The sequence below is a fragment of the Paenibacillus sp. GCM10027629 genome, from assembly GCF_042676425.1.
Classification (GTDB): domain Bacteria; phylum Bacillota; class Bacilli; order Paenibacillales; family Paenibacillaceae; genus Paenibacillus_K; species Paenibacillus_K terrigena.
The window spans coordinates 983,400-1,005,404 of record NZ_JBHTGZ010000009.1; the positions used below are offsets into that span (position 1 = coordinate 983,400).

Below are 22,005 nucleotides of genomic sequence, written 5' to 3' on the forward strand. Positions count from 1 at the left end.
CACCAACATTTCATCCGAGTTTAAGGTTAAACGAACAACCACTCCAGCTGTCGGTGAACGCGGACCGATAGCTCAAAAGCCATTAATATGTAAATCGGGATAGTTCGCTATATTTATAATATTGCCAGAAGGGTCTGTAACATTGAATTCAGGAAATCGATCAATACCCCAAGTATACGTTATTTCGGTTACCTCTTCACCTGCGTCGACGAATCTTTGGTAACATTCAAAAACATCAGATGTTTTTATACAAAGTACCGCATAAGGTTTTCCGTCCGATACAATATGTATTGGAATGGGTTGTTCTACTCGTTTAAAAAACAAATAGGGTCCTGGTTCAAGCCTCAGGTCTGATTCTTCTTCGGTTTTCCAGCAATGTGTAAAGCCGAAATACTTTTCATACCATGCTACGGATTCATCGATATTTCTAACTGGCAGTCTAACCTGAACTACAGTATGAACAAGTGTTTTACTCTTTGATGTGGTGTTCATTTGAAACCCCTCCTTCAAGAGAAATAAATCGTGATTGTATTATATTAAACTTAATAACTCATCACGGAGCTCGAAATAAGAATCATTCCATCCCATCTTTGCATAAAAGCGTAATCCTATCAATCCATTATAATATTTAGCCCCAATTAATCTTTCTTTAAAATTTGGTAAGGTAATACCCATTTCTTGCTGATAATTTTGGTATCTTTGGACCACATCGAGCTTCAAGTGTGTCTTTATGTGCCAGTCTAAAGTTGCCAGGTCGATAAGAAAATCTCCATATTTACCATTACTATCAATAACTCCAGTTATTCGTTGTCCATTAGATAGTATATTATACTGGTGGAAATCACCGTGAATAAAATAACGATGTGGTTCATTGTAGGTTGAGTAAGCTAACAATCTGTTATAACATTCATCAAACACATCTTTCTCTAGACAGGATGTTTTGAATAAGCTGTGCCAACCTTCCCAGAAGCCATCCGCTAGATCTTCAGCATGGGTAGCAATAATATGTTCCATCCAAGAATTATAAGTACCATTACCACTCAAATTTATCATGCCATAACCTTTTGTTGTTCCTAACTTCACATGGTTCATTCGTGTCAGAATCTGAATGACCTCTGGAAGCATTCTGTGTTGTTGCTCGTAAGAGCAACTGTTCAGATTGTGTCCATTTATCTTTTCTGAAATTATATAGTTCAATGATTTAAAATTACCTAGCTCCAAACAGAGAGGAAACGGAATTCCCTGAGAAGATAAGAGGGTTGAAATGAATTTTTCAGTTTCAAAACTCCCTGCTAAATCGCAGAATTTAATTACATATTCCTTGTCAAAAGACGTGAAGGAGAATACAGTGCTTATATTCCCCCCTCCTTCTAATGGCGTCATCCCTGTCACATCCGAACTAAAGTGCTTACGTAATACAACTTCCACTTCGGAAATTTCCACTGTTGGTTTTTTATACGCAGTCATCTCTTCTCTTCCCATCCTTTTTACCTTCGTCTCTTTTCTTACGTTCAACATTTAGGAAGATCATATCACTTTATTACTATTTAAAGGAAGGTAAAGAATAATTATACTAATCTGTCCTCTAGTTCAATAAAATAAGCAGACTTAAGCAGCCTGCTCGATAATGTGTGTTATTCAACTCTCGTGTCCGTTGATGCCGGCCCTAAATCGATCCCATTGGGGTTTCGCCGCCCCCGCCTCCTTCGTTCCGATCCGTATATAACGTTTATGCATCCGGACGACCAACGGCCTATCAAACCGTTGCCCCTAACGCAATGTAAAAACCGCATAACGACGGGCTTCTCCGTTAATCAACGGTAAAGACGTTATACATCGTTCATACAACCTCGATCGATCCGCGCCACTACGGCATTTTACGTTATTCGTAATCCAAACGATATACACTCGTTATGCAGCGGCGCCAGCGGCCACCAAGTAACATGTCGAAAATTTCCCGAAGGATAAAATAACCCCTGATCTCTTCGATGTCTTTTTAAGCACTAAAAAAGCACAGTGCCACAAAAGATTGGCAGCCATGCTTTAAAGAGGTAACTGTATGAACTAGATATATTATGCAAAGAAGTGTTAAGTGTGCCCGGACTACTCTTATTAATAATTATCGACATTAGGCGCTAATTGTTCTGTGCTATACAAAACCAATACATGCACAAGAGACAATTACTAACAAGATGAACAATACAAGGATAGTACCTGTGCTTGTAAAAAAGCTTCCACGTACATCGGACATTTTAACACCTCCCTGTTTTTGAGTACACGTTATATTATGAAGGCTGATCTCACTTTGTTTGGATAATCGTTACTGGTTATTTCACTATTTTGGAATCAAGATAATCATCGTCTGATCCTCGGTGCAGAAATTACGGTTATTTTCACAACGGATCGCAACTACGCCAACAATTCTTATTTTACATAAATTGATTGTATAGATAATAAGCCGTAAACCTTTGATAATTAAGGGTTTTCGGCTTTTTGTTTTACACTATACACATTTTTTACACATGAATTTCTGCATTAAATAACCCGGCATAACCGGGTTTATCCATTTATTATTCAACTATCGTGTTCCGTTAGCACAGTAATTTTTACATCGATTGTCGAACTAACTTTCAAGAACAGTAGTAGCCGCGATAGGGGTTATCTCAATTAAACTTATCATATGACCATCTGGATCAAAAAGATCGAACAGTACATGATGATTCCATTCTGAATCCCAAGTTTCAATATCGCTCACACGACAACCCCGTGAATGCAAGTCTTTTTGAAGCGTCCTAACATCTTCACATTTAATGTTGAAGCTTGGGAAGGAAATAACAGGGGTTGGTTCTTTCAACTCCGCTAAGGTCAACAAAGTTCCATTCTCAGGATGCGGTTGGAAAAAAAGCGTAGCCCCACGATTGCCTCCCCCCCAATCCTCAATGCCTCGGCACACAAGCCCCAACATCTCCGTATAGAATGAAATCGATCGTTCCAACTCCTTCACAGGAATAAATATACTGCCAATCTGTTTAGTCATAATTTCGATTTTCTCCTTAGATGGGTGATTTCCCCGAGATTGATACTCAAACAATACGAAAGACCATTATTTAGTAATTCAACCCAATGATTGTATTTCCTTCTCGCTTCAAGAGAATTTCAGTATTTTAACAAAAAGTATCTTTTCAACTTGTCTGCTGACGATGAGATCCTATCGGGAATGTAACAAAGTTCTTGTCATTGAGTTTTGACAAGATCTTGATATCATAAAAATAAAAAGCCGCATAATTAGCGGCTTCTAATGTTACTATGTTTTTGTCACTCGACATGTATGGACTGAAATTGGAACCACCTGATATCATGCCTAAAGGCCGTCGAAGTCATCGATGGCCTTTCTGGTGAATTCAACTATCCTTCCCATCCGTTAAACAGCTCTTAAAACGTACCATATACACTTTCACATTCTTCCGCGGTCGGTTCATAAAAACAGTGCTTCTTCCATCGTCCTGCGAGCGGCTGATTATACCAAGTTGGCGGACATGGTCCGGGATTTTCGAACGATCCTGGACGGAAATACCATAAGGAGAATTTGGCTGGCCAAGCCCGCTCCCCATTCACAGCCCGTTGCGCCAGACGGCGTTCCCTATCTCTTGCGTTTTGATAGTACAAACCATGTTGCAATGCTTCGAACGCATGCGCCTGATTGATCATTTCGGGAATCGTCCGGATTCCTTTAAAATCGGAGCAATTCGCTCTTACTCGGTTAATGCCAACATTTCCAACAAGGAGCATGCCCGTCTCGCCTTCGGTCTCAGCTTCAGCTCGAAGCAACCTTGCCAACATATCAATATCCCGTTTCCTGGCTTTTACGACTGCCATTGGCTCACCTCTTTAGATTTCTAAACTCATCATATTGCAGGTGAAGCGGATGTGTTACTCTGGCGAAATAGAGAGCGATAATAAATAGCCGTTCCACCACACTCTTCTGCCCAATAGATTAATAAAACAAGAAGCAGCTGCCGCGGCAATCTACTCCTTGTTTCGTTTAACTAACGTTACCCGTTAGTTTTACTTTCTTGCCCTAATAATCATAAAATTTTGATATTCATTTACTTCTACTAAAAATTAGCCGCCATATACAGAAACATCTTTGAATCCGACCTTCTCAAGCATCATGATAAACTCATACTTAAAAAACCAACGCATTTTAGTTGTACTATACTGAGTATCGATTAAGACGCCATTTTAAAAAATTTCATACGATGACTCTTCTAAGATATGTTATCCGCCGAAAAATAAATCGAGAATATTGGAACCGACTGATGATTCTCGATTGTAGAATTCCGAATAGCCGCAATTATTACAGAAAACGACGACGAATTCGTTTTTTTGAATATCAAACATTTTAGATAAACCTGTTCCAGTCATTGCTACTTCTTTTGTGCCTGCGTCGTTACTTCCGCATTTGATACAACCCTTATCTCTCATTTAGTATCTCTCCTCATCTCTTTTTACGAAACTGTATTTTAGTACGCATTATCCTGATAACAGTACCACAAATTTACTATATTTAGCTCAATGAATGCCTATCATAACGTGTTTCCTTCAATGTACCGAAATATCCGAAAGCCTTCTCTTATGCGGATTTCTTGCCGTCGCGTTGTAAAATTCCATTTTATGAAGCTTGCCGTTTCGTCGAGAGAACCGTATCATAAGTTACGTTGCTATTATTCAAACAATAAGAAGAACAGGAAGGATGACTGATATCATGAACATTACTGAAAAACAGATCGTCGTATCCTTGGAGCCCGAATATGAAACCGAATACTTGCAGCTTTTGAATAATTACTTTACGGCTTCCGAGCGAAATAGCCGGGCATCCTCCATTCATGAAAAAAAACAGCTCATGGCGATTAAAGAGCAAATGGCGCTAATGTGCGACCAGAATCCGCAAAAAATGAACATGCTGAGATCCATCATCCGAGATGTGAGTGACAGAAGGGAAAAGGCGATCGTCATTTCCAAATCGAATGCCGTCACCGCCCTGTTATTAGACGAGCTTTCTACGGACGAGGACATCAAGGGCGTTCTTAATATTACGGCACATCTTTCCATCCATGAGGCCAATGAGATGATTGACAGATTTAATAAAATCCCGGAATTCACCGTTCTACTTATTACGGATTCCGTCAGCACCGGTCTCGACCTTACGGCGGCAAATCATCTTGTACACTATGATTATCCGGCCCGCTACTCTGATATGCTGCAGCGCAACAACCGCATATCGAGACAAACTTCATTTCATAAAGAAGCGACCATATATTATCTCCTAACGTCGGGCAAAATCGACGAGTTCGAATATCGGGAATGTCGGAACCCATAGTATAACGCTACAGCAAGGCTGCCAATCAATTCCGCGGCAGCCTCAAGCTGTTGTATGATTCTACTCAATCTTTGTTTGTATTGCGATCGATATGAATACAAATTATCATTTTATTGTCGACAAGAATCAAGAACGTTTCCTCGTCTTGGTCAGGGATCCATTCAAGAACATACGCAGTCTACATATCGCTAAACTGCCTAAAGATGGATCGCCTCACGAAACGAAAATAATCGTACGCTAAGCAATTCATTGCATGAAAAAACCGGCCCCTTTACTCCTACAAGGGAATCCGGTTTTCGTAATCAAATTGGTTCGGACTCCAATATGGCTCCTCTTGCCTTAAAGTCTTCATACACGGTATCTACATCATCTACCCATATGTATGCATCAAGAAATCCATTTACGGTATGGTTTGCCTGCTGCCGATGAGATCATATCGGGAATGTTGCAAAGTTCTTGATATCGCCGTTACATTCAGGATCAATAGTAACCCTTTACCTTCATCATTTTTTTGATCGTTGGTCTAGCTCTAACCAAGTATCGAACTTGCGCTTTCCTTCCAGAAGGGTGATAACTCTCACTCCCCGTACCAGCTCACCATAGGTGCTGTAACCCGTAACGCGCCCATAGCATAACTGAATCCCATGAAGCTCACCAACATAATCATTATCATGATCATGTCCGGCAAAGGTCCCCATAACATCACCCATCTCAAGCATGGCTGTGAATAAACCGCTATTCAGCTTAGGACAGCATACTTCCTCACCTTTAATACCTTCTACTCTACCCTGAAGCCAAACTTGATTATATTCTGGTATAGGAATATGGAAGAATGCAAGTGCCGGCAGAGGGCCACCATTCTTTTCGGTTAACTTGGTGGATTCCTGGCGATACCATTGAACCTGATCCGGATGAATCCACTCGTATCCACCGATGGACTCCGGTGCACAATTGCCCGAATCCAAAAAGTACAACACCGCCGCATCCGCTTCACTAGCAGAGCCAGCTACAGTAAGTACATAATTGCCTATGCCGTGTATGTCCTCAGGTCCATTCTCAGAGAGGCTGTTATCGAATTCAGTTAGTATGTGATTAAGCTGCTCACGAGTAATCCCCTTCTCCGAATCATGGTTACCATATATAACAGCAAATGGAATTTCGGATTGCACAGCTCCGTCAATGGCCCGGCGGAAAGTTCCCTCTTGATCTTCCACATCCATGCTAGATATAATATCACCGGTAAAGACGATCAAGTCCGGCTGTTGATCCGCTAATATTTGCTCTATTAGCGTCAGTGATTGAATATCCTTCTTCGGGTAAACCCCGTTAATATGCAGATCTGTAATTTGAACAATGGTAAACTTGCCATCTTCTCTAAATTTCAATTGCTTGCGTCCCATACGATCTCCTCCTCCTTAAAAATATCATCTCAAGCCATTCTAATTTCCCTATTCATCCGCTTTTCAAATAGGTTTTATTCGAATTACGCCCCAATGCGACACTGTTCATGTCCAGCTGCTGAAGGTTCAATTCCGAGTTGGAATCCATGTAAGTGAAACAAAAAAACCGCGATTTTCGCGGCATTAGAGTGTATGTAATTGCCTAGAGATTTAATTCCATCCAATAATCTGCTTCTTGAAAACCAAACTTTGTATATACCGGTCTACCTAATGTTGAAGCCCCGAGCCAAATTTTTGATATACCTACGTTTCTAGCTTCATCAACTAATTTAGTTAATAAAGTCGTAGCGATCCCTTGTCCGCGGTAATTTTCTTTCGTATACATATTCGTTATATAGCCTCTTTTACCACTCATATTTGTGAATGAAGGCGGGAAATCATAGAAGATAATTGCACCCGTAGCAATAGTTTCTTCATTGTCTTCAACGATCCACTCAATTAACGAACCATCACTCATTTTGTTGTGAAAAAAATTCTTAAGTTCACTGTCAATATCTTGATTTGGCTCGATTCCTTCATCTACTAGTTGTTTCTTTCTTAAATGAATCAATTGATTAATATCATTCATATTTGCTTTACGATAGTACATCTACTCACCGCCCCATCAAATGTATATATTGTTGTACGGAGTGTAGCATATTTCACAGTGCAAGTCACCGAATATCGTAAGGATTGATGAGTAAGCTTCAAAGAGCAGCTACAATTTCATTAAATTAGAAGATATCTTTAGGTGAATTCAACCAAAATAACCTTACACCAAAAGCGGAGTAAGGTTATTTGGGTTATTACGGATCAGTTGGACTTTTCCTTAAATTACTTTATTCGAATGACTACCTTTCCTTTGGCACTTCCGCTTTCCAGGTAATGAAATGCTTGCCCAGCATCTTTCAAAGGATACACTTTATCAATAACGGGCTTAATGCGACCTTCTTCAATAAATTCCTTTATAACCTTCAATTGCGCTCCGCTCGGTTTCATAAAAAGGAAGTGATACCTCGTTTGACTCTTCTTCTCTAGCGCTTTGATCTTACGGCTCGCGATGGACAAAATCGCCGTTTTCATCCAACCCAATTTTGCTTCTTTTCCAAAACTGGTGTTTGGCATGCCGGAGATGGATACAATTTGTCCGCCTGGCTTCAGTATGCGGAATGATTTTTCCAAGACTTCTCCTCCTAAGGTATCAAAAACAGCGTCATACCCGGTTAGCATTTCTTCAAAATTCTCTGTTTTATAATTAATAATGAGGTCGGCCCCCATGGATTTGACTAATTCATGGCCTTTATCGCTTGCTGTTGTAGCAACAAAAGCGCCCATCAGCTTGGCAAGTTGTATGGCGAAGGTGCCTACACCTCCCGAACCTGCGTGAATCAAGAATTTTTGTCCTTTTTGAAGATTTAGAATATCAACAAAAGCTTGGTAAGTCGTAAGTCCAACCAGCGGTATCGATGCAGCTTCTTCAAAAGTTAGATTCTGCGGTTTCAGCCAAATATCTTCCTCATGAACAGCAATAAATTCGGCCAATGTACCGATCCGGTTTTTGCGGGGTCTCCCATAAACTTCATCTCCGGGTTTAAATGTATTCACCCGTGTACCAACCTTGACGACAACGCCAGAGAAATCATTCCCCAAGATGAGAGGAAACCTGTAATTCAACAGAAATTTCATTTTTCCTTCCTTAATTTTAAAGTCAATCGGATTTAAGCTGGCTGCATGAATTTCCACCAGCACATCGTGTTCTCCAATACTAGGCATTGGTTGTTCTGTCATAACGAATGGAACATTTTTCCCGTATTTCTCAATGATTACGGCCTTCATTTAAAATCACCTCAACTATGATTATTCGTTTAAACAAATAAACCAATTATGCAAAATAAATTTGTACTACATTACTCCCCTTTTGTCTTTTGATCGTCACTGAGAACCATCGCACTCGGCTTCTACGGAAGTAATTAATGATTTGAGTTGTTCAAGCGGTTTGCGGACAGTCAATACATAATAATTTTCTACGCCTTTTTTTTCGGATTTAATAAAACCAGCCTGTTTCAACACCTTCAAATGATGGGATACAGCCGGTCTAGATAAACTGATATGGCCTGATATTGAGTTAACATTAAGTCCCGGCTTGTTCTGTGCCAACAGCATAATAATAGCTTGACGGTTCTCATCGGTCAGCACTTCCAATAGAGGGATGCACGCTTTAAATTGTTGCAGGACATGCTCGTTTCTCTGGCTCATAAGATTTACCCTTTCCGTTCATTTGTTTAATCATTTAAACATAATTATAATCATCCACTTAATAAAATCAAGTACAAGGTTGAGGATTTCATACTTACAAGCTGGTTTATACTCTCGTGACCCGTTAGCTCAATTAACCTTAGCTAATCGACACCCAATTGACATATCAATATCACAACACATTACGATGATTTCAGGATTGAACTTCCTCATTTACTTAAAACAAAAAAGCCGCAACTATGCGACCTTTTTAAGCTGATAAGAACATAGAGCGGCTTCCTCCCTTTAAAATTTTATGAAGGTAACCGTAAATTTTGTATAGGCATTTTTCTCACTCTCAACTTTAATCATGGCTTGATGTGCTTCGATAATGGCTTTGGTAAGCGCCAAGCCAATTCCTGCCGAATCATGTTTTTTAGAACCGCTTGCTTTGTAGAATCGATCAAAGATATGCAGCAGTTCCTGGGCTTCAATCCCTTCTCCAAAATCTTGAATCACCAGTTCCGTATAAATCGGTATGATGATTTTGCCGCCGGGTTTGGAATGCTCAATCGCATTCTTCAGCAGGTTCAGCACCGCTTCTTGCATCCACATTTTATCGACGAGATGTTTATGCAAATGAATGACTCTAGTCTAACCATTTTAATCTACTATCTTACTTTTTCGTAAGAATGGAGATTACGACTTAGTTGTTTGCAGCATAATAAAAGCGATCCCTCATCATGAAGAATCGCTTCTACTAGCTCTAGTTTTCCATTATTTCGATTTCCGAACCAACCGTCATCAACGTCGGATAGCTCCGCGCCAATACCGTTGGAGTCAATATGCATCCTCGCCCTTCTGCATACGGAAAACATGGGCGATGGGAGCCAGCCCGTTCAATTCGCAATCTGGAAGCGTGATCGATATTCCTTCTGGCGTATGCTCAACCTGCAGCAAGGCGTCGCTTCCAACAAGATCGATACCAGAAACGGGCTCCAAATAAGGAATATGAACCACCTTGGAGACGGCAACATCTGCGCTTTCATACAAGTATGTACAGTACACGGTATTACCTTTAGAAGTGAACGCGCAGGAGCCGACAAAATATGGCCCGCACACGCGTGTGCCGTATACTGCCTCACCGTAAACCTTCATCCATGCGCCCAATTCCTTGATACTCTTGACCGCCCCGGCCGGCAATCTTCCGTCGGGCTGAGGACCTACGTTCAGCGCCAAATTGCCGCCTTTTGATACGACTTCCATCAGCATGTGAACGAGCTCCCTCCCCGATTTATACTGGTCTTCGTATTTAAAGGCCCACTGTGTGCCCATCGTAATGCAGCTTTCCCACGGCACGTTCAGCGGACGCTGCGGAATCGTTTGCTCCGGCGTCACATAATTTTCGTAAGGCCCTCCGACTGTACGATCCGCGGACAGCAGCCACGGCTGCGTTTGACGGGCGCGCTCGACGACCTCGCTGAGCCGAATGTCTTGCTTAACCTGGTCACGATTATTTACCCATCCCGCATCCAACCACAAAATATCGATCCGACCGTATCGGGTCATCAGTTCCATGATCTGCTCATGGGTGAAATCGACGAATTGCTCCCACAACCACGGATATTCCTCGGGGGAGTACGAAGGCCCTCTCCACGTATCGCGCCCCCGCTCCATTCCTGGCGCCCAGTAATATGGTGTTAGCCAATCTGCCTTCGAGAAATAAGCGGCAATCGCAAGCCCCTTGCTGCGGAAAGCATCAAACACATGCTTGCAAATGTCGGCATAGCGGTGTGCATGAAACGGCGTTTCGGAGCCAGTAATTCGGTAATTCGTCGTATGCGTGTCCCACATGCAATATCCGTCGTGATGCTTTGTCGTAAAAATCAAATATTTGAACCCGCCTTCGGCGGCGATTTCCGCCCATAGCTCCGGCTGGAAGCGGAAAGGATTGAACGTGCGGTTCAGGCCGAAATATTCGCGCTTCATCTCTTCGTAGTCGCTCATCCAGTCGACATCTTTACGCGCCCAATCACCGTCTTCGTCACTGAGAATCCAGGAGGACTCGACCCCGATCTGCGAATAAGGTCCCCAATGCATCATCAGAGCCAATTTCTGATCCTTGAACCATTCCAATCTTTCCAGCGTAATTGGATTTTCTGGCTTCACCCAATTCGTCTCGCTGCTGTATCCGTGGACGCCTTCTTTCACTTCCTGCGCTTCGGCTTGCTGAGATTCCTTGATTTCCATATCATTCATCGAATTGCCTCCTTCAGTTTCTCCGCGTCACATCGATGTGAAATTATTACGATTGTTCGGCATTGTACGACACTTCCGGGCCGCCGAGTACGATGAGCAGCCCGGGCTTGACTTTCTTCAGCATGGTGATGACGGTTTGCCAGCGGCTTTATTGTTTCTCCTTTTTCTCCGTAACGATAGCCGCGTACTCATCGTCCATTTTTCTTAAATACGTTTGAATGTCGCCGCTCGAATCCAAAAACTTTCGCATTTGGTCCCGAACATAATCTTCTCCGAAGAATAGGGATTCAGGCCCGTACGGAGAATAAACAGGCTCCGCGTCTTTCATCGAATAAACGCCCTTAAAATTCAAGTTCAGCTCCTGCAGTCCTTTCGCTGCGCCGAATTGTTCATGAATTTTCGTATCCGCTAGTGGGGAAGGAACCCCGATCCGAGTGAGTGCGAGCTGATTTTCATCCGACAAGATACTTTCGATCACTTTAAAAGCTTGCTCCTTATGCTCGCTATGCTTATTAATAACCCAAGGGTACGCGAAGTTCGACGGTCCGACTCCCGGTTCATCCGGCCAGCTCGGAAAGCTGACCATATCAAATTTTAATCCTTCGATGGTCGCAAAAGAAGGCGTTCTAAAAATATGATCAACCTGCATCGCGACATTGCGGTTTTGGAAATAATCTTCGACATCCTTCTCGTAATTGCCCGGAATGCTCTGCATTCGCTTCAACAAATCGAAAAACTTGGCAAAAGTGGGGTTTTTGGCGAATTGGGTTTCGCCAGTCGCGGGATCGGTTCCGGTAGCTGACAGCTGGGCGAGGGCTTGTTGCATATTGAGAAAATTGATTCCGCGATACTTCACTCCCTCCACCTCGTTCGTCAGCTTTTTCGCAAGATCGATGACTTCATCCCAGGTCATGCCGTCAGTCGGATATTTGACGCCGAATTTATCGAAAATCTCTTTGTTGTAAAATAATCCAAATACCATATCTTCCGCCGGAAGCCCTAGCAATTGATTCTTTCCTTCCGGATCCCTGGCTCTGACCGCTTCGACGGTCCCCGCTCTGAACCTTGTCAAGTCATACCGGAAACTTTTGATCATGTCATCCAGCGGATAGGCCATATCCATTTCTTGAAGCACCTCAAGCCCATCGTGCGCCAGCATGATATCGGGAACGATGCCTTTGGCGTTCAATTCCTGCAAGGACGTCGAGTTAACCAGCTGCTGCACCAGCTCCAGCTTGATATTCGGGTATTTTTTGTACAGCGTATCGGTAACTCTTTCCTTCAGCATGTCATCGCCCCATGGAAGCATAATTTTCAAAGTAAGGTTTTCATCCATGTTTACGGCGGGTGCCTCCGGATTCTTTTCCAGGTCTTGCTCGTCTTCCGCCTTCTGCATATTGCCGCCACTATCCGTCTTCCCTGTTTCTTGCGATGCGCATGCTGCAAAAAGGAATAAGTTCAAAAGCATAACAATCACGACAATAAACCCTTTTTTATTTGCCATTCGACATAACTCCCTTCGATTACCCTTTTATGAATGCATGAAAATCAAAATCAAGCTTCGTCATGTTAAAATTGGGAGTTAACACGATTACTGTAAAACTCTATTGAGCAAAGCTGCTGCTTCTGCACGGGAAGTGATACCGCTCGGAATGAAATTGTTTGCACCGCGTCCATTAATCAAATGAAGTGCCGCCGCCGCTCTTACTGAATCAAGTGCCCAGGCTGCCACAGCGGATTCGTCCGTAAAGGAAGAAGCAGTATTTTCATTCAACTTGACGTCTTTCAAGATCACATACGCCCGCATCATCATGGTGACCATTTCTTCACGTGTAATTCTCGCATCGGGATTGAAAGTCGTTGTGCTTGTTCCTTGAATAATGCCTGCTTTGACCGCTATGGAAACCGCTTCCTCGTACCAGGCACCCTTCGACACATCCGTAAATTTCGATTCGCCCACGGATGTCAGGTTCAACGCTTTGACAAGCATGGCCGTAAATTCGGCCCTTGTTATGGAACGCTCTGGCTCGAACATTGTCGCGTTTGTACCGCCAATAATTTGCTTCGCCGCTAACTGATCGATCGCATCGGCCGCCCAGTGCGTAGGTTTAACATCGGTAAATGATTTCTTGAATTCGAGCAACGCATATTTTCCGAAATGTTGAATCTTAGCGACCCATTCTCCATTAATAAATGTGCCTCCTACATATCCCAGCTCACCATTGTCTGCCAAATCGTAGATGCCAGTCTGTTTCGGATTTAAGGAAGGATCCGCTTTAAATCGAATCGTCATCGGTTTGTCAAAGCTGCTCAAGCTTGTTGCTTTACCATCTTTTCCGACAATCGATAAGCTAAAATGGATTACGTTGCCAGAAAGTTTAATTTGTGCATGTGTGGAAGATTGCCCTATTGCTAGAAGGTTGTTAGCATCGGATTCGGATAAGGGAGTCATGATCAACTCGATCGTACTGTTTTGTTGATCTATTGCGGAAAATTTATCTACTAATGATTTAAACAATTCAGTGGGTACTTCCAACGTGAATAGACCCGTTTGAATGACGAATTGATGATGTCCGAGCAGTTCGGCTGCATTAGCAGGAAGTACAATTTTCTCTTTGTCTTTGGCTATGATCGTCACAACACCATTGGATGCTGGAGCGGTTAGGTCTTCCTTTTTTACGATAAGCGTACGCGTATCGGTATTTCCATTGGCTGTACCACCGGTAGAAGGGATACTACTGTTCTCACCACTCGTCGGAGGGTTACTGTTCTCACCACCAGTGTCCTTTCGCTTGAACGTAACATGGATCATATGGTCGGCAGTTATGTTGGCAACCTTATACACACTTCCGGTCACTGTTACATCGGTACCGTCTAACTTCACCTTGTCGATTTCGTATCCATTGTTCGGAGTGAATGTAAAGGTTTGATCAGTACCCTCATTGACGACAACGGCGCCGTTCGGGCTGATCGTTCCGTTTTCCCCTGCGCTCGCTGTGATCGTTTTACTATTATCGCCACCCGTGTCCATTCGTTTAAACGTTACATGGATCATATGGTCGGAAGCTATTTTGGCAACCGTATACACGCTTCCGGTCACTGTCACGTCGGTACCGTCTAACCTCACCTTGTCGATTTCGTATCCATTGTTCGGAGTGAATGTAAAGGTTTGATCAGCACCCTCATTGACAACAACAGCGCCGTTCGGACTAATCGTTCCGTTTTCCCCCGCGCCCGCTGTGATCGTATGTGTATGAATCGCACCAATCTCTCCGTTTTCCGGAAGGTTATAGAGCTCAAGCTCATACACAGCGTACATACCCCAAGTCGTATAGTTCGCATCATTGATCTGTATTCTCAGCTTCATTGCGTCCTTTACTGTAGGAATATTGGCAAAGGTGTACTCCATAACGTTGTCATCGATGTTGCTGTTCCATTGGAGCGGTACCCCCTTCGCAATGGTCTCAAAGTTTACGCCGTCTGTAGAAGCCTGAACATCAATATTGGAAATACCCTGGATTAATCCAGATGTTGTGGCCATGACGATGGTGTTAAAGGTTTGCTGTTGTTCCCAAGTCAGATTAATCTCATGCGGAAACGGATGACTGTTGTTGTAGCCTCGTAAACTCGCGAACATGGTACCATAGCTACCGTCAACCATTTTTTGGGGACTATAATCTTCGCCTTCGCGTGCTGCTGATGCTGTAATATCTGAATAGCTTCTGGCCATATTGGTGCCTGGCTCATTCACATTGCCTTTCAGAATGTTCAACGTATAGAGCGTTGTCGTCGTCCCGTCGCTTGCGGTGGATTTGATATGAACCTCACTTTTACCGATTGGAATGTCAATCGTCTGTGCTGTGTTATTGGGGACATTCTTTCCGTTGAACTGTAGGGTACCCGCTTCGTCCGAAAGCATTGGCGTTATAGCGATCGTGTTTACATCATTAGGAACCATTACGGGGTAGGTCGTCGTGCTGTTGTTAAACTTAAAAGCAGGAACATCAGGGATTGATAGATTTTTCAAGGTTCCGTCTGCAATCGGGCTAATCTCTCCGTTGTCTGGAAGGTTATACAGCTCAAGCTCATATAAAGCGTACATGCCCCAATACGTGTAGTTAGCGTCATTGATCAGTATCCTCAGCTTCAGCGCGTCTTGAACTGTAGGAATATTGGCATACGTGTATTCCATGATGTTGTCATCTGTGCTGCTGTTCCACCCAATCGGTACCCGCTTCGCAATTGTTATCCAATTCGCCCCATCTGAAGTAGCCTGAACATCAATATCTGTTATTCCCTGCAATAACCCCGATGGCGTGGCCATGACAATTGTATTAAAGGTCTGCTGTTGATCCCAAGTAAGATTAATCTCATGCGGGAATGGATGGGTGTCATTATAGCCTCTCATACTGGCAAACATGGAACCGTAACTGCCGTCAACCATATTCGAAGCACCATAGCTATTGTCTTCCCTGGCAGCTGATGCTGTAATATCTGAATAGCTTCTGGCAATATTGGTGCCTGGCTCATTCACATTGCCTTTCAGAAAGTTCAACGTATACAGACTCGTGGTTTCCCCATCACTTGCGGTAGACCGAATATGAATCTTACTTTTACCTGTAGGGATATTAAATGCGAGCCTCGTACCGCTGCCAATACTCTTCCCGTTCACGTCCAGGGTTCCATTGGTATCCGAAAGCGTTGGCGTAATGGAGATCACGTTAACATCTTTCGGAATGATAACTTGGTAATTAATATTACTTTTATTAAAATGAAACGAAGGCGCGTTCGTCAGCTCCAAACTTTGCAGCGTTCCGTCATAGATCTTCTGTCCTTCATACATGCTTACTCGAAAGCCGTCAACGTACAGGTTTTTGTTCTCCAGGTTCACAACCTTGATCGTGTGTTTGCCTGCTGACAGATTATGATTGCTGTATACCGATATCGAATCGAGTTGAACCTTCTCATAGAGATCTATAATTACCGGATCGGAATCGTCGACGTATACGGCAACTTTACCGGAGTCTTCATTTTTCTCCGCAATAAGATCGATTCCGGACCCTGTAAAGGTATAGGTCAAATTGTCTTCCGCGTTCAATGTGGCTTGAACACCGCCCATATAAGCGTATTTCCGGCTTTTGGCAAACCATTCACCGTTGTAGGTAATCTCACTGCTCGCGTTATCTGTCATATATGACATAGGTACATCCTGCCCATCGTAAGGACTAATCGGCACGGGAATTGGAATTGCATCCATAGATTCGCCGGCAGCCGCTTTAACCAGATAATTATGAAGCATTCTGATATATTCAGGGTCAAGGGTATATTTTCTTGGATCAGACGGGTTAACAGCACTGTCAGCTATACGTTTGGCAAGGTCGGCAAGGTCGGGATTGGTTTGCTTGAGTTGGTACATCAGTTCGTAATCCTCAAGTCCGTCTCTTTGGGCCTCGTAGCGCAGCGAGCTCTTAACCGTCATATGATCCTTATCCGGATAGACGATCGTGGAATCACCATAATGAGGGACGTACCATACGTTCCATCCCCAATGTAAGTGCCCTTGAACTCCGTCTTGACTAAGATTCCAGAATAACAGCCTGCCAGTCAATATGGGCTGCGTCCAGAACCTATTCAACCACGGAGCCGGATTGGCATCGCAAGTATACACCCACAAGTCTTTGCCGGCCGCTTGCTCCGCTTTATATAAATTCTTCTTGTCCTGAAAAACCGGCGTTAACGGAACCCAAACATCCACATAGGGTTTGATGGCTTCGTTCATTAGAGTTCCGGCCGCATCAGCATCCAATGTTTTGAAATCCGGAACGATTTCTTTTAATTGTCTTGCGATATACGTCATATAGTTTGTAATGCTAGCACCGTTGGGTTCGTCCTTAGTATGCTGATACCAAGTGAAGCCATTATCGTTAAGCCAACCTTTTTCTTCTAAATGATCGTGCAATGCCGTCAAGTAGTTAGAAAGATAAGCGTCTGTTACAGGTAGTGAGTCGGGTTCGGGTATGGACGTTTTCCACGGATCTGAGGGATCAACATTGTTTGGTCTTTCACTTTGTGGCATTTGTTCTAATGCATGGATCAAGTGAATGTTCGCAAAATGTGTAATCCCTCTTTTTATAAAGGTTTCAACATAGCGATCGAACAAAGACCAGTCGATATCATTCGGTATCCCATCCTTAAAAGACACCATCTTGGTGCCCTTTGCATTTAATAATAGATCTGTACGAACCCAAATCATGTTCTGGCGATAGTCGCTCATGGTTTTGGCGAAATTATCCATAAGCTCAAACCATTTGTCGCTATATGTCTCCACGCCGTAATAGTTCTGACCAACATCATAACTAGACTGCGTTAAAGGATCATCAGCAATCTCAGGTGGAGAACCTCCAATCATAAAGCCATTCGTCATCGCCCACTGATAATTAACGAAATTAGCCTTAGAGGTTTGAGGGATTTCAACGTTAGCTACTTCAACGTTTATAGGCACTTGATAATTGCCCAAAGTCGTTTTCACTGTAACCATGCCATGATAGAGGCCAGGAGCAGCATCGGCAGGAACATAATTCGTTATGAAGATGGGTTGTGTTGATTTTGCTGCCACATGTATGGATGGCTCGTTGGACAGCGGGTCGGGGATTTCGGATAAGGGGTAGATTTGCGTGCCTACCAAGTCCGGGCGATATTGATTGGGCTGCACGGTATCATCAAGCACGTATTCCTCAAAATGATAGCTTAAGTTGTTGTTTGAGATCGTATTGCCAGAATATGCAAGATCAGAAAATTCAACTCCCGTAATCTCAAAATCACTGTCACTGTTGCTTCTTATAGCAATTTGCTCACTTTCATATTCGTTTTTGGCTGAGACAAGATCAATGCTGTTTCCTGGATTTGCGGGGATCGTGCTGGTCCTATACACAGCTTTCATTGCATTTACCACCCACACGTCCAGCTCTCTACTGTCAGCATAGACTCGAGGAGCGTAGTTCTGAATAAAGACGCTTACTAGAATCATAAAACAGATCATTTTACACATTGTTCGTTTGAACATAGATCAACAATCCTCTCATTCTTTTTTGATGTCAGAACACAACCTAAGAAAGCGCTCTCAAAGGTGGTTGGCGAAGCTGTCTGTTCATGATTACATTGTAGTATCATTTGAAACCATGCAAAATAACAGTATTTTTTGAAATCTAACAGATTTCGATTGGAAACAAAAAGGGCCGTGCTTTTAATCACATTGGCCCTTAATGAATTATGACTCTTCTTCTCATATATGACGATACTGCGGGATACGTACGATAACGGAAGTGCCGATCCCAGATTGACTATGAATACTGATTCCGTATTCGGATCCAAATAAGAGTTGCAATCTTTCTTGCACATTTTTAATGCCATAACCAGCACTTTCATATTCAAGCATACGCGCAATCTTAGACGGTTCCATGCCGACGCCATTATCCTCCACGACAAAAACAATATCCTCACCGTCAAGACTTGCCCGCAGGATGAGTTTACCTCGCTCACCACGCTTCTGGTCGATGCCATGCATGATCGCATTTTCAACAATCGGCTGCAAGATCAAATGTATCATGTCAAATTGAAACACCTTGTCGTCTGCATCGAATTCTACGTCAAAGCTTGTACTGTGCATCGCTAATTGAATATGTATGTACGCTTGGACGTTTGTCCATTCATCCTGAATCGAAATAACCTGCTTCCCTTTATTCAATGTCGTTCTGTAATATCTGGAAAGTTGATTCACCAAGTCACTAATTTCCTCTGCATCGATACGCAGCGCTTTTGAATTAATCAAAGATAAAGAATTGTATAGAAAATGGGGATTGATCTGAGCTTGCAGTGCTTTGAGTTCGGCCGCCTTTTGCGTGATTTTTGTCTGATATACCTCCGAAATGAGCTGATTAATTTGTTTAAGCATCGAACCGAATCGTTCGGTAAGCTGCCCGATTTCATCTTTGGAATTCGTTGATACCACAACCGTTAGATCACCATCTTCCACCATCTTCATTTTGGTGTTTAATTTCTCGATTCCTTTTAACATCGTTTCTGAGAACAAGAAGATAATGATACTGAGGAAAACCATGCAGATGAGTACAATGATGCCCGTTGCGCTTAAAATATTGCCAATGCCTGTTTTGTGTTGATTATCGGGGATCAAATAATGAAGTATCCAATCGGTTTGAGGAATATCTTTGTTTACAATGAGATAGGATTCGCCACTAATGGTGGCTTTTGACGTACCCTTGCTTGAAAGTGATTGAAGTTGAACATCATCCATCTGCCCAACATGCTCGGTTAGAACGGGCCGATTCTGTCTATCGGTTATGATGATGCCATTCCCTTCATTCACCTTGCCAATGAAATCACCGAAGATTTTATTGTAATCAAATCGGACATAAAGTTCACCGCTCACGGTCCGAAACTCGATATTGTGTATCACTCGTGTGGCGAACAATTCACCTTCTTCGAACCACCACTTGGTTGTATCACTGCCCTTTGTCTCTTGATACCAATCCTTATCCTTAACGGCTGAAGAAGGAGTAATGAAGTTGCCTAATTCAGATTGCCGACTCTCGGAATACAACATAATCTCATTCATATCTCCAACCATATACATCAAGTTAAAAAAAATAGGCTCAATTTTATCATTCAGCGTCTTAAATTGGATGTACAAATCCTGATTCGGGTTACTCATCAACTCAATGACCGCTGGATGGAAAGCAATCGATTTCATTGACATTTCCTGCCTCTGAAGTCGGTAACTGATCTCGAGTGTGACCTTCTTCGCCTCGTTATCCGCGCTTTGCATAAACTGGCTTTCCAATGAAGATTTGGAACTCTGGTAGGCATACAAGCCCAGTACAATGGTTGGCAGGAAGATGACAATCACATAAGAAAGCAATAATTTCTGGCGCAGGCGGAGATTACGGATAAATTGAAGCAGAGTCACTTCCTTCCACCACCCTCCCGATATTGAACAGGAGTCAAGCCGTTATATTGCTTAAACATTAAATTAAAATAGGAAGTGTTCGCGAATCCAACGGTACTGGCAATATCAACAACTTTAATCGTTGAATCACGCAGCAGTTCCTTCGCTCGCTCCATTCGAACGGCTGTAATATATTTGACTAGGCTTTGGCCTGTACTTTTTTTGAACAGAAAGCTTAAATAACTTGGCGATAAAAATACGCGCTTGGCTAAATATTCGACCCCAAGATCACTCCCGTATTCCATCTGGATGAGCGTCTGTACATCTTCTATCACCTTGCGACATTGATCATCTGTCGCCGTTTCGATTCGCAGCAAATGTTCCTGAAATACGGATAAAATGACTTGCCTAAGCTCAGAAATCGAATTGCAAAGTGCGATTCGCTCCAAACCATCCTTAAGTAAAAGGACGTTTTTTTTATCTTGAGAATCTACGATTCTTTTCATTATCTCTGTAAATAAGAGTTTGGCATACATAGAACTGAAGCGCTTACTATTTCGCATACTCGTAATGAGAAATTCTATTCGATGCTCAAGTGTACGATATTCTTTTCGTGCAATGGAAGTATAAATATCCTTCAGCATAAGCTCTATCGATTCGTCATCTACATGGTCATAGATGCTTGCATCCTCTTTGGAACAAACGACACTGTTATCCATAAAAAACCGAAAATTCATTAACTCTTCCATTTGAGTAAACTCGTCATGAAGTCCCTCTAGCGTATTGATCGGACTACCAACGATAATGAAACTTCGCCGATCGAAGCGAATCTCCAGCCATTCTCTAACCCCGTCCCCATATGCCATAAGCTCTTGCTGGTTATCGCTGACTATTGAAGCTGGATCAATTGCAACTAGCATGATGCTCTGATATTCATTCATATTTAATAAAAGCATCTCATGTTTACAAGTCGATTGAAGGAATTCGAACACTTCTGTATGATGCAGATCAAAAAAATGATCTACTAATCCAATCATCATCATATACATCCGCTTATTTGCCAGATGACTTAGACCCGCAAAAGCTGCCCGCTCCTCGTAATGGACGTCTCTCTCACGGCCTTGAAGAAGATCAAACAGGAGCTTTTCTTTCTCATACGCCACTCCTTTATGAAAGCCTTTGATCAGCCGCTCATCGTTCTCCCTCTGAAGTCGTTCGTCCTCTAGTATAGCGATGATGGAATGGAATACTTTGAGGAATTCCTTCACATCGATCGGCTTTAACATATAATTAACCGTTCCAAGCTGAATCGCTTTTTGTGCATATTCAAATTCCCCATAAGCACTGTAAATAAGCACCTTAAGATCCGGAACGACTACTTTTGCCTGCTTAATTAACTCTAGACCATCCATGAATGGCATGCGAATATCCGTGAATAACAGATCTACATGATGGCCCCTTATATATTCCAACGCTTCTTCCCCATTATTGGCCTGAGCAACAGAAAATGGTAGAGCATGCTTATGAATAAGCCATTCAATGGCATCGATTTCTGCTTGTTGATCATCGACTACTAGAATATGATACATATTTTTTTCCTCCTATCCGTTCATACGATGGCTATTTACTCACTACTGTCCAAAGCATAGCATACTTGGCATTCCATTTTATACCATGTAATATTAAATCACATAATCTGGTTCCTATTTCCAGATGAATTCTGTTAGGTT

16 protein-coding genes and 1 pseudogene are annotated in these 22,005 nt (G+C 42.6%); 1 reads left to right on the forward strand and 16 read right to left on the reverse strand.

Annotated elements, in window-relative coordinates; genetic code table 11:
- Window positions 1-72: 72 nt before the first annotated feature.
- From ACFQZR_RS13970 to ACFQZR_RS13995, 6 genes are all read right to left on the reverse strand, one after another.
- Entirely contained in the window at window positions 73-492 is a 420-nt protein-coding gene (locus tag ACFQZR_RS13970; protein WP_379346783.1) for a VOC family protein, read from the reverse strand.
- A gap of 39 nt (window positions 493-531) precedes the next feature.
- Window positions 532-1,482: a phosphotransferase family protein gene (locus ACFQZR_RS13975; RefSeq protein WP_379346785.1), complete on the reverse strand. Its 951-nt coding sequence runs from the start codon at window positions 1,480-1,482 to the stop codon at window positions 532-534.
- A gap of 667 nt (window positions 1,483-2,149) precedes the next feature.
- Complete coding sequence (locus ACFQZR_RS13980) at window positions 2,150-2,251, reverse strand: YjcZ family sporulation protein (protein WP_379346787.1); 102 nt, start codon at window positions 2,249-2,251, stop codon at window positions 2,150-2,152.
- Between the two features lie 372 nt (window positions 2,252-2,623).
- A complete protein-coding gene (locus tag ACFQZR_RS13985) occupies window positions 2,624-3,037 on the reverse strand; it encodes a VOC family protein (protein ID WP_379346789.1) in 414 nt (137 codons plus the stop codon).
- A gap of 395 nt (window positions 3,038-3,432) precedes the next feature.
- Window positions 3,433-3,876: a cell wall hydrolase gene (locus ACFQZR_RS13990; protein ID WP_379346791.1), complete on the reverse strand. Its 444-nt coding sequence runs from the start codon at window positions 3,874-3,876 to the stop codon at window positions 3,433-3,435.
- A gap of 402 nt (window positions 3,877-4,278) precedes the next feature.
- A complete protein-coding gene (locus ACFQZR_RS13995; RefSeq protein ID WP_379346793.1) occupies window positions 4,279-4,485 on the reverse strand; it encodes a zinc ribbon domain-containing protein in 207 nt (68 codons plus the stop codon).
- 280 nt (window positions 4,486-4,765) lie between these two features.
- On the opposite strand from ACFQZR_RS13995, the gene ACFQZR_RS14000 reads away from it, so the two are divergent.
- The gene (locus ACFQZR_RS14000; RefSeq protein ID WP_379346795.1) at window positions 4,766-5,380 is read left to right on the forward strand and encodes a C-terminal helicase domain-containing protein; all 615 of its coding nucleotides are present in this window, start codon (window positions 4,766-4,768) and stop codon (window positions 5,378-5,380) included.
- Window positions 5,381-5,883: 503 nt separating this feature from the next.
- Here ACFQZR_RS14000 and ACFQZR_RS14005 read toward each other — a convergent pair.
- From ACFQZR_RS14005 to ACFQZR_RS14050, 10 genes and pseudogenes are all read right to left on the reverse strand, one after another.
- Complete coding sequence (locus ACFQZR_RS14005; RefSeq protein ID WP_379346797.1) at window positions 5,884-6,780, reverse strand: metallophosphoesterase family protein; 897 nt, start codon at window positions 6,778-6,780, stop codon at window positions 5,884-5,886.
- A 202-nt stretch (window positions 6,781-6,982) separates the two neighbouring features.
- Complete coding sequence (locus ACFQZR_RS14010) at window positions 6,983-7,429, reverse strand: GNAT family N-acetyltransferase (protein ID WP_379346799.1); 447 nt, start codon at window positions 7,427-7,429, stop codon at window positions 6,983-6,985.
- A gap of 224 nt (window positions 7,430-7,653) precedes the next feature.
- Window positions 7,654-8,655 (reverse strand): NADP-dependent oxidoreductase, encoded by a 1,002-nt coding sequence (locus ACFQZR_RS14015; protein ID WP_379346801.1) that lies wholly within the window; start codon window positions 8,653-8,655, stop codon window positions 7,654-7,656.
- 96 nt (window positions 8,656-8,751) lie between these two features.
- Window positions 8,752-9,075 (reverse strand): ArsR/SmtB family transcription factor, encoded by a 324-nt coding sequence (locus ACFQZR_RS14020; RefSeq protein ID WP_379346803.1) that lies wholly within the window; start codon window positions 9,073-9,075, stop codon window positions 8,752-8,754.
- A 285-nt stretch (window positions 9,076-9,360) separates the two neighbouring features.
- Window positions 9,361-9,675: pseudogene (locus ACFQZR_RS14025) on the reverse strand (sensor histidine kinase); the annotation flags it as partial.
- A gap of 219 nt (window positions 9,676-9,894) precedes the next feature.
- Complete coding sequence (locus ACFQZR_RS14030; protein WP_379346805.1) at window positions 9,895-11,313, reverse strand: alpha-L-fucosidase; 1,419 nt, start codon at window positions 11,311-11,313, stop codon at window positions 9,895-9,897.
- A gap of 148 nt (window positions 11,314-11,461) precedes the next feature.
- On the reverse strand, window positions 11,462-12,817 hold the full coding sequence (locus tag ACFQZR_RS14035; RefSeq protein WP_379346807.1) for an ABC transporter substrate-binding protein: 1,356 nt from the start codon (window positions 12,815-12,817) through the stop codon (window positions 11,462-11,464).
- Between the two features lie 87 nt (window positions 12,818-12,904).
- The gene (locus ACFQZR_RS14040; RefSeq protein ID WP_379346809.1) at window positions 12,905-18,253 is read right to left on the reverse strand and encodes a glycoside hydrolase domain-containing protein; all 5,349 of its coding nucleotides are present in this window, start codon (window positions 18,251-18,253) and stop codon (window positions 12,905-12,907) included.
- A gap of 342 nt (window positions 18,254-18,595) precedes the next feature.
- The gene (locus tag ACFQZR_RS14045) at window positions 18,596-20,296 is read right to left on the reverse strand and encodes a cache domain-containing sensor histidine kinase (RefSeq protein WP_379346811.1); all 1,701 of its coding nucleotides are present in this window, start codon (window positions 20,294-20,296) and stop codon (window positions 18,596-18,598) included.
- Window positions 20,293-21,864, reverse strand: coding sequence for a response regulator transcription factor (locus tag ACFQZR_RS14050; protein WP_379346813.1), 1,572 nt, complete (start codon window positions 21,862-21,864; stop codon window positions 20,293-20,295). Before ACFQZR_RS14050 ends, ACFQZR_RS14045 begins: the two co-directional genes overlap by 4 nt.
- Between the last annotated feature and the right edge of the window lie 141 nt (window positions 21,865-22,005).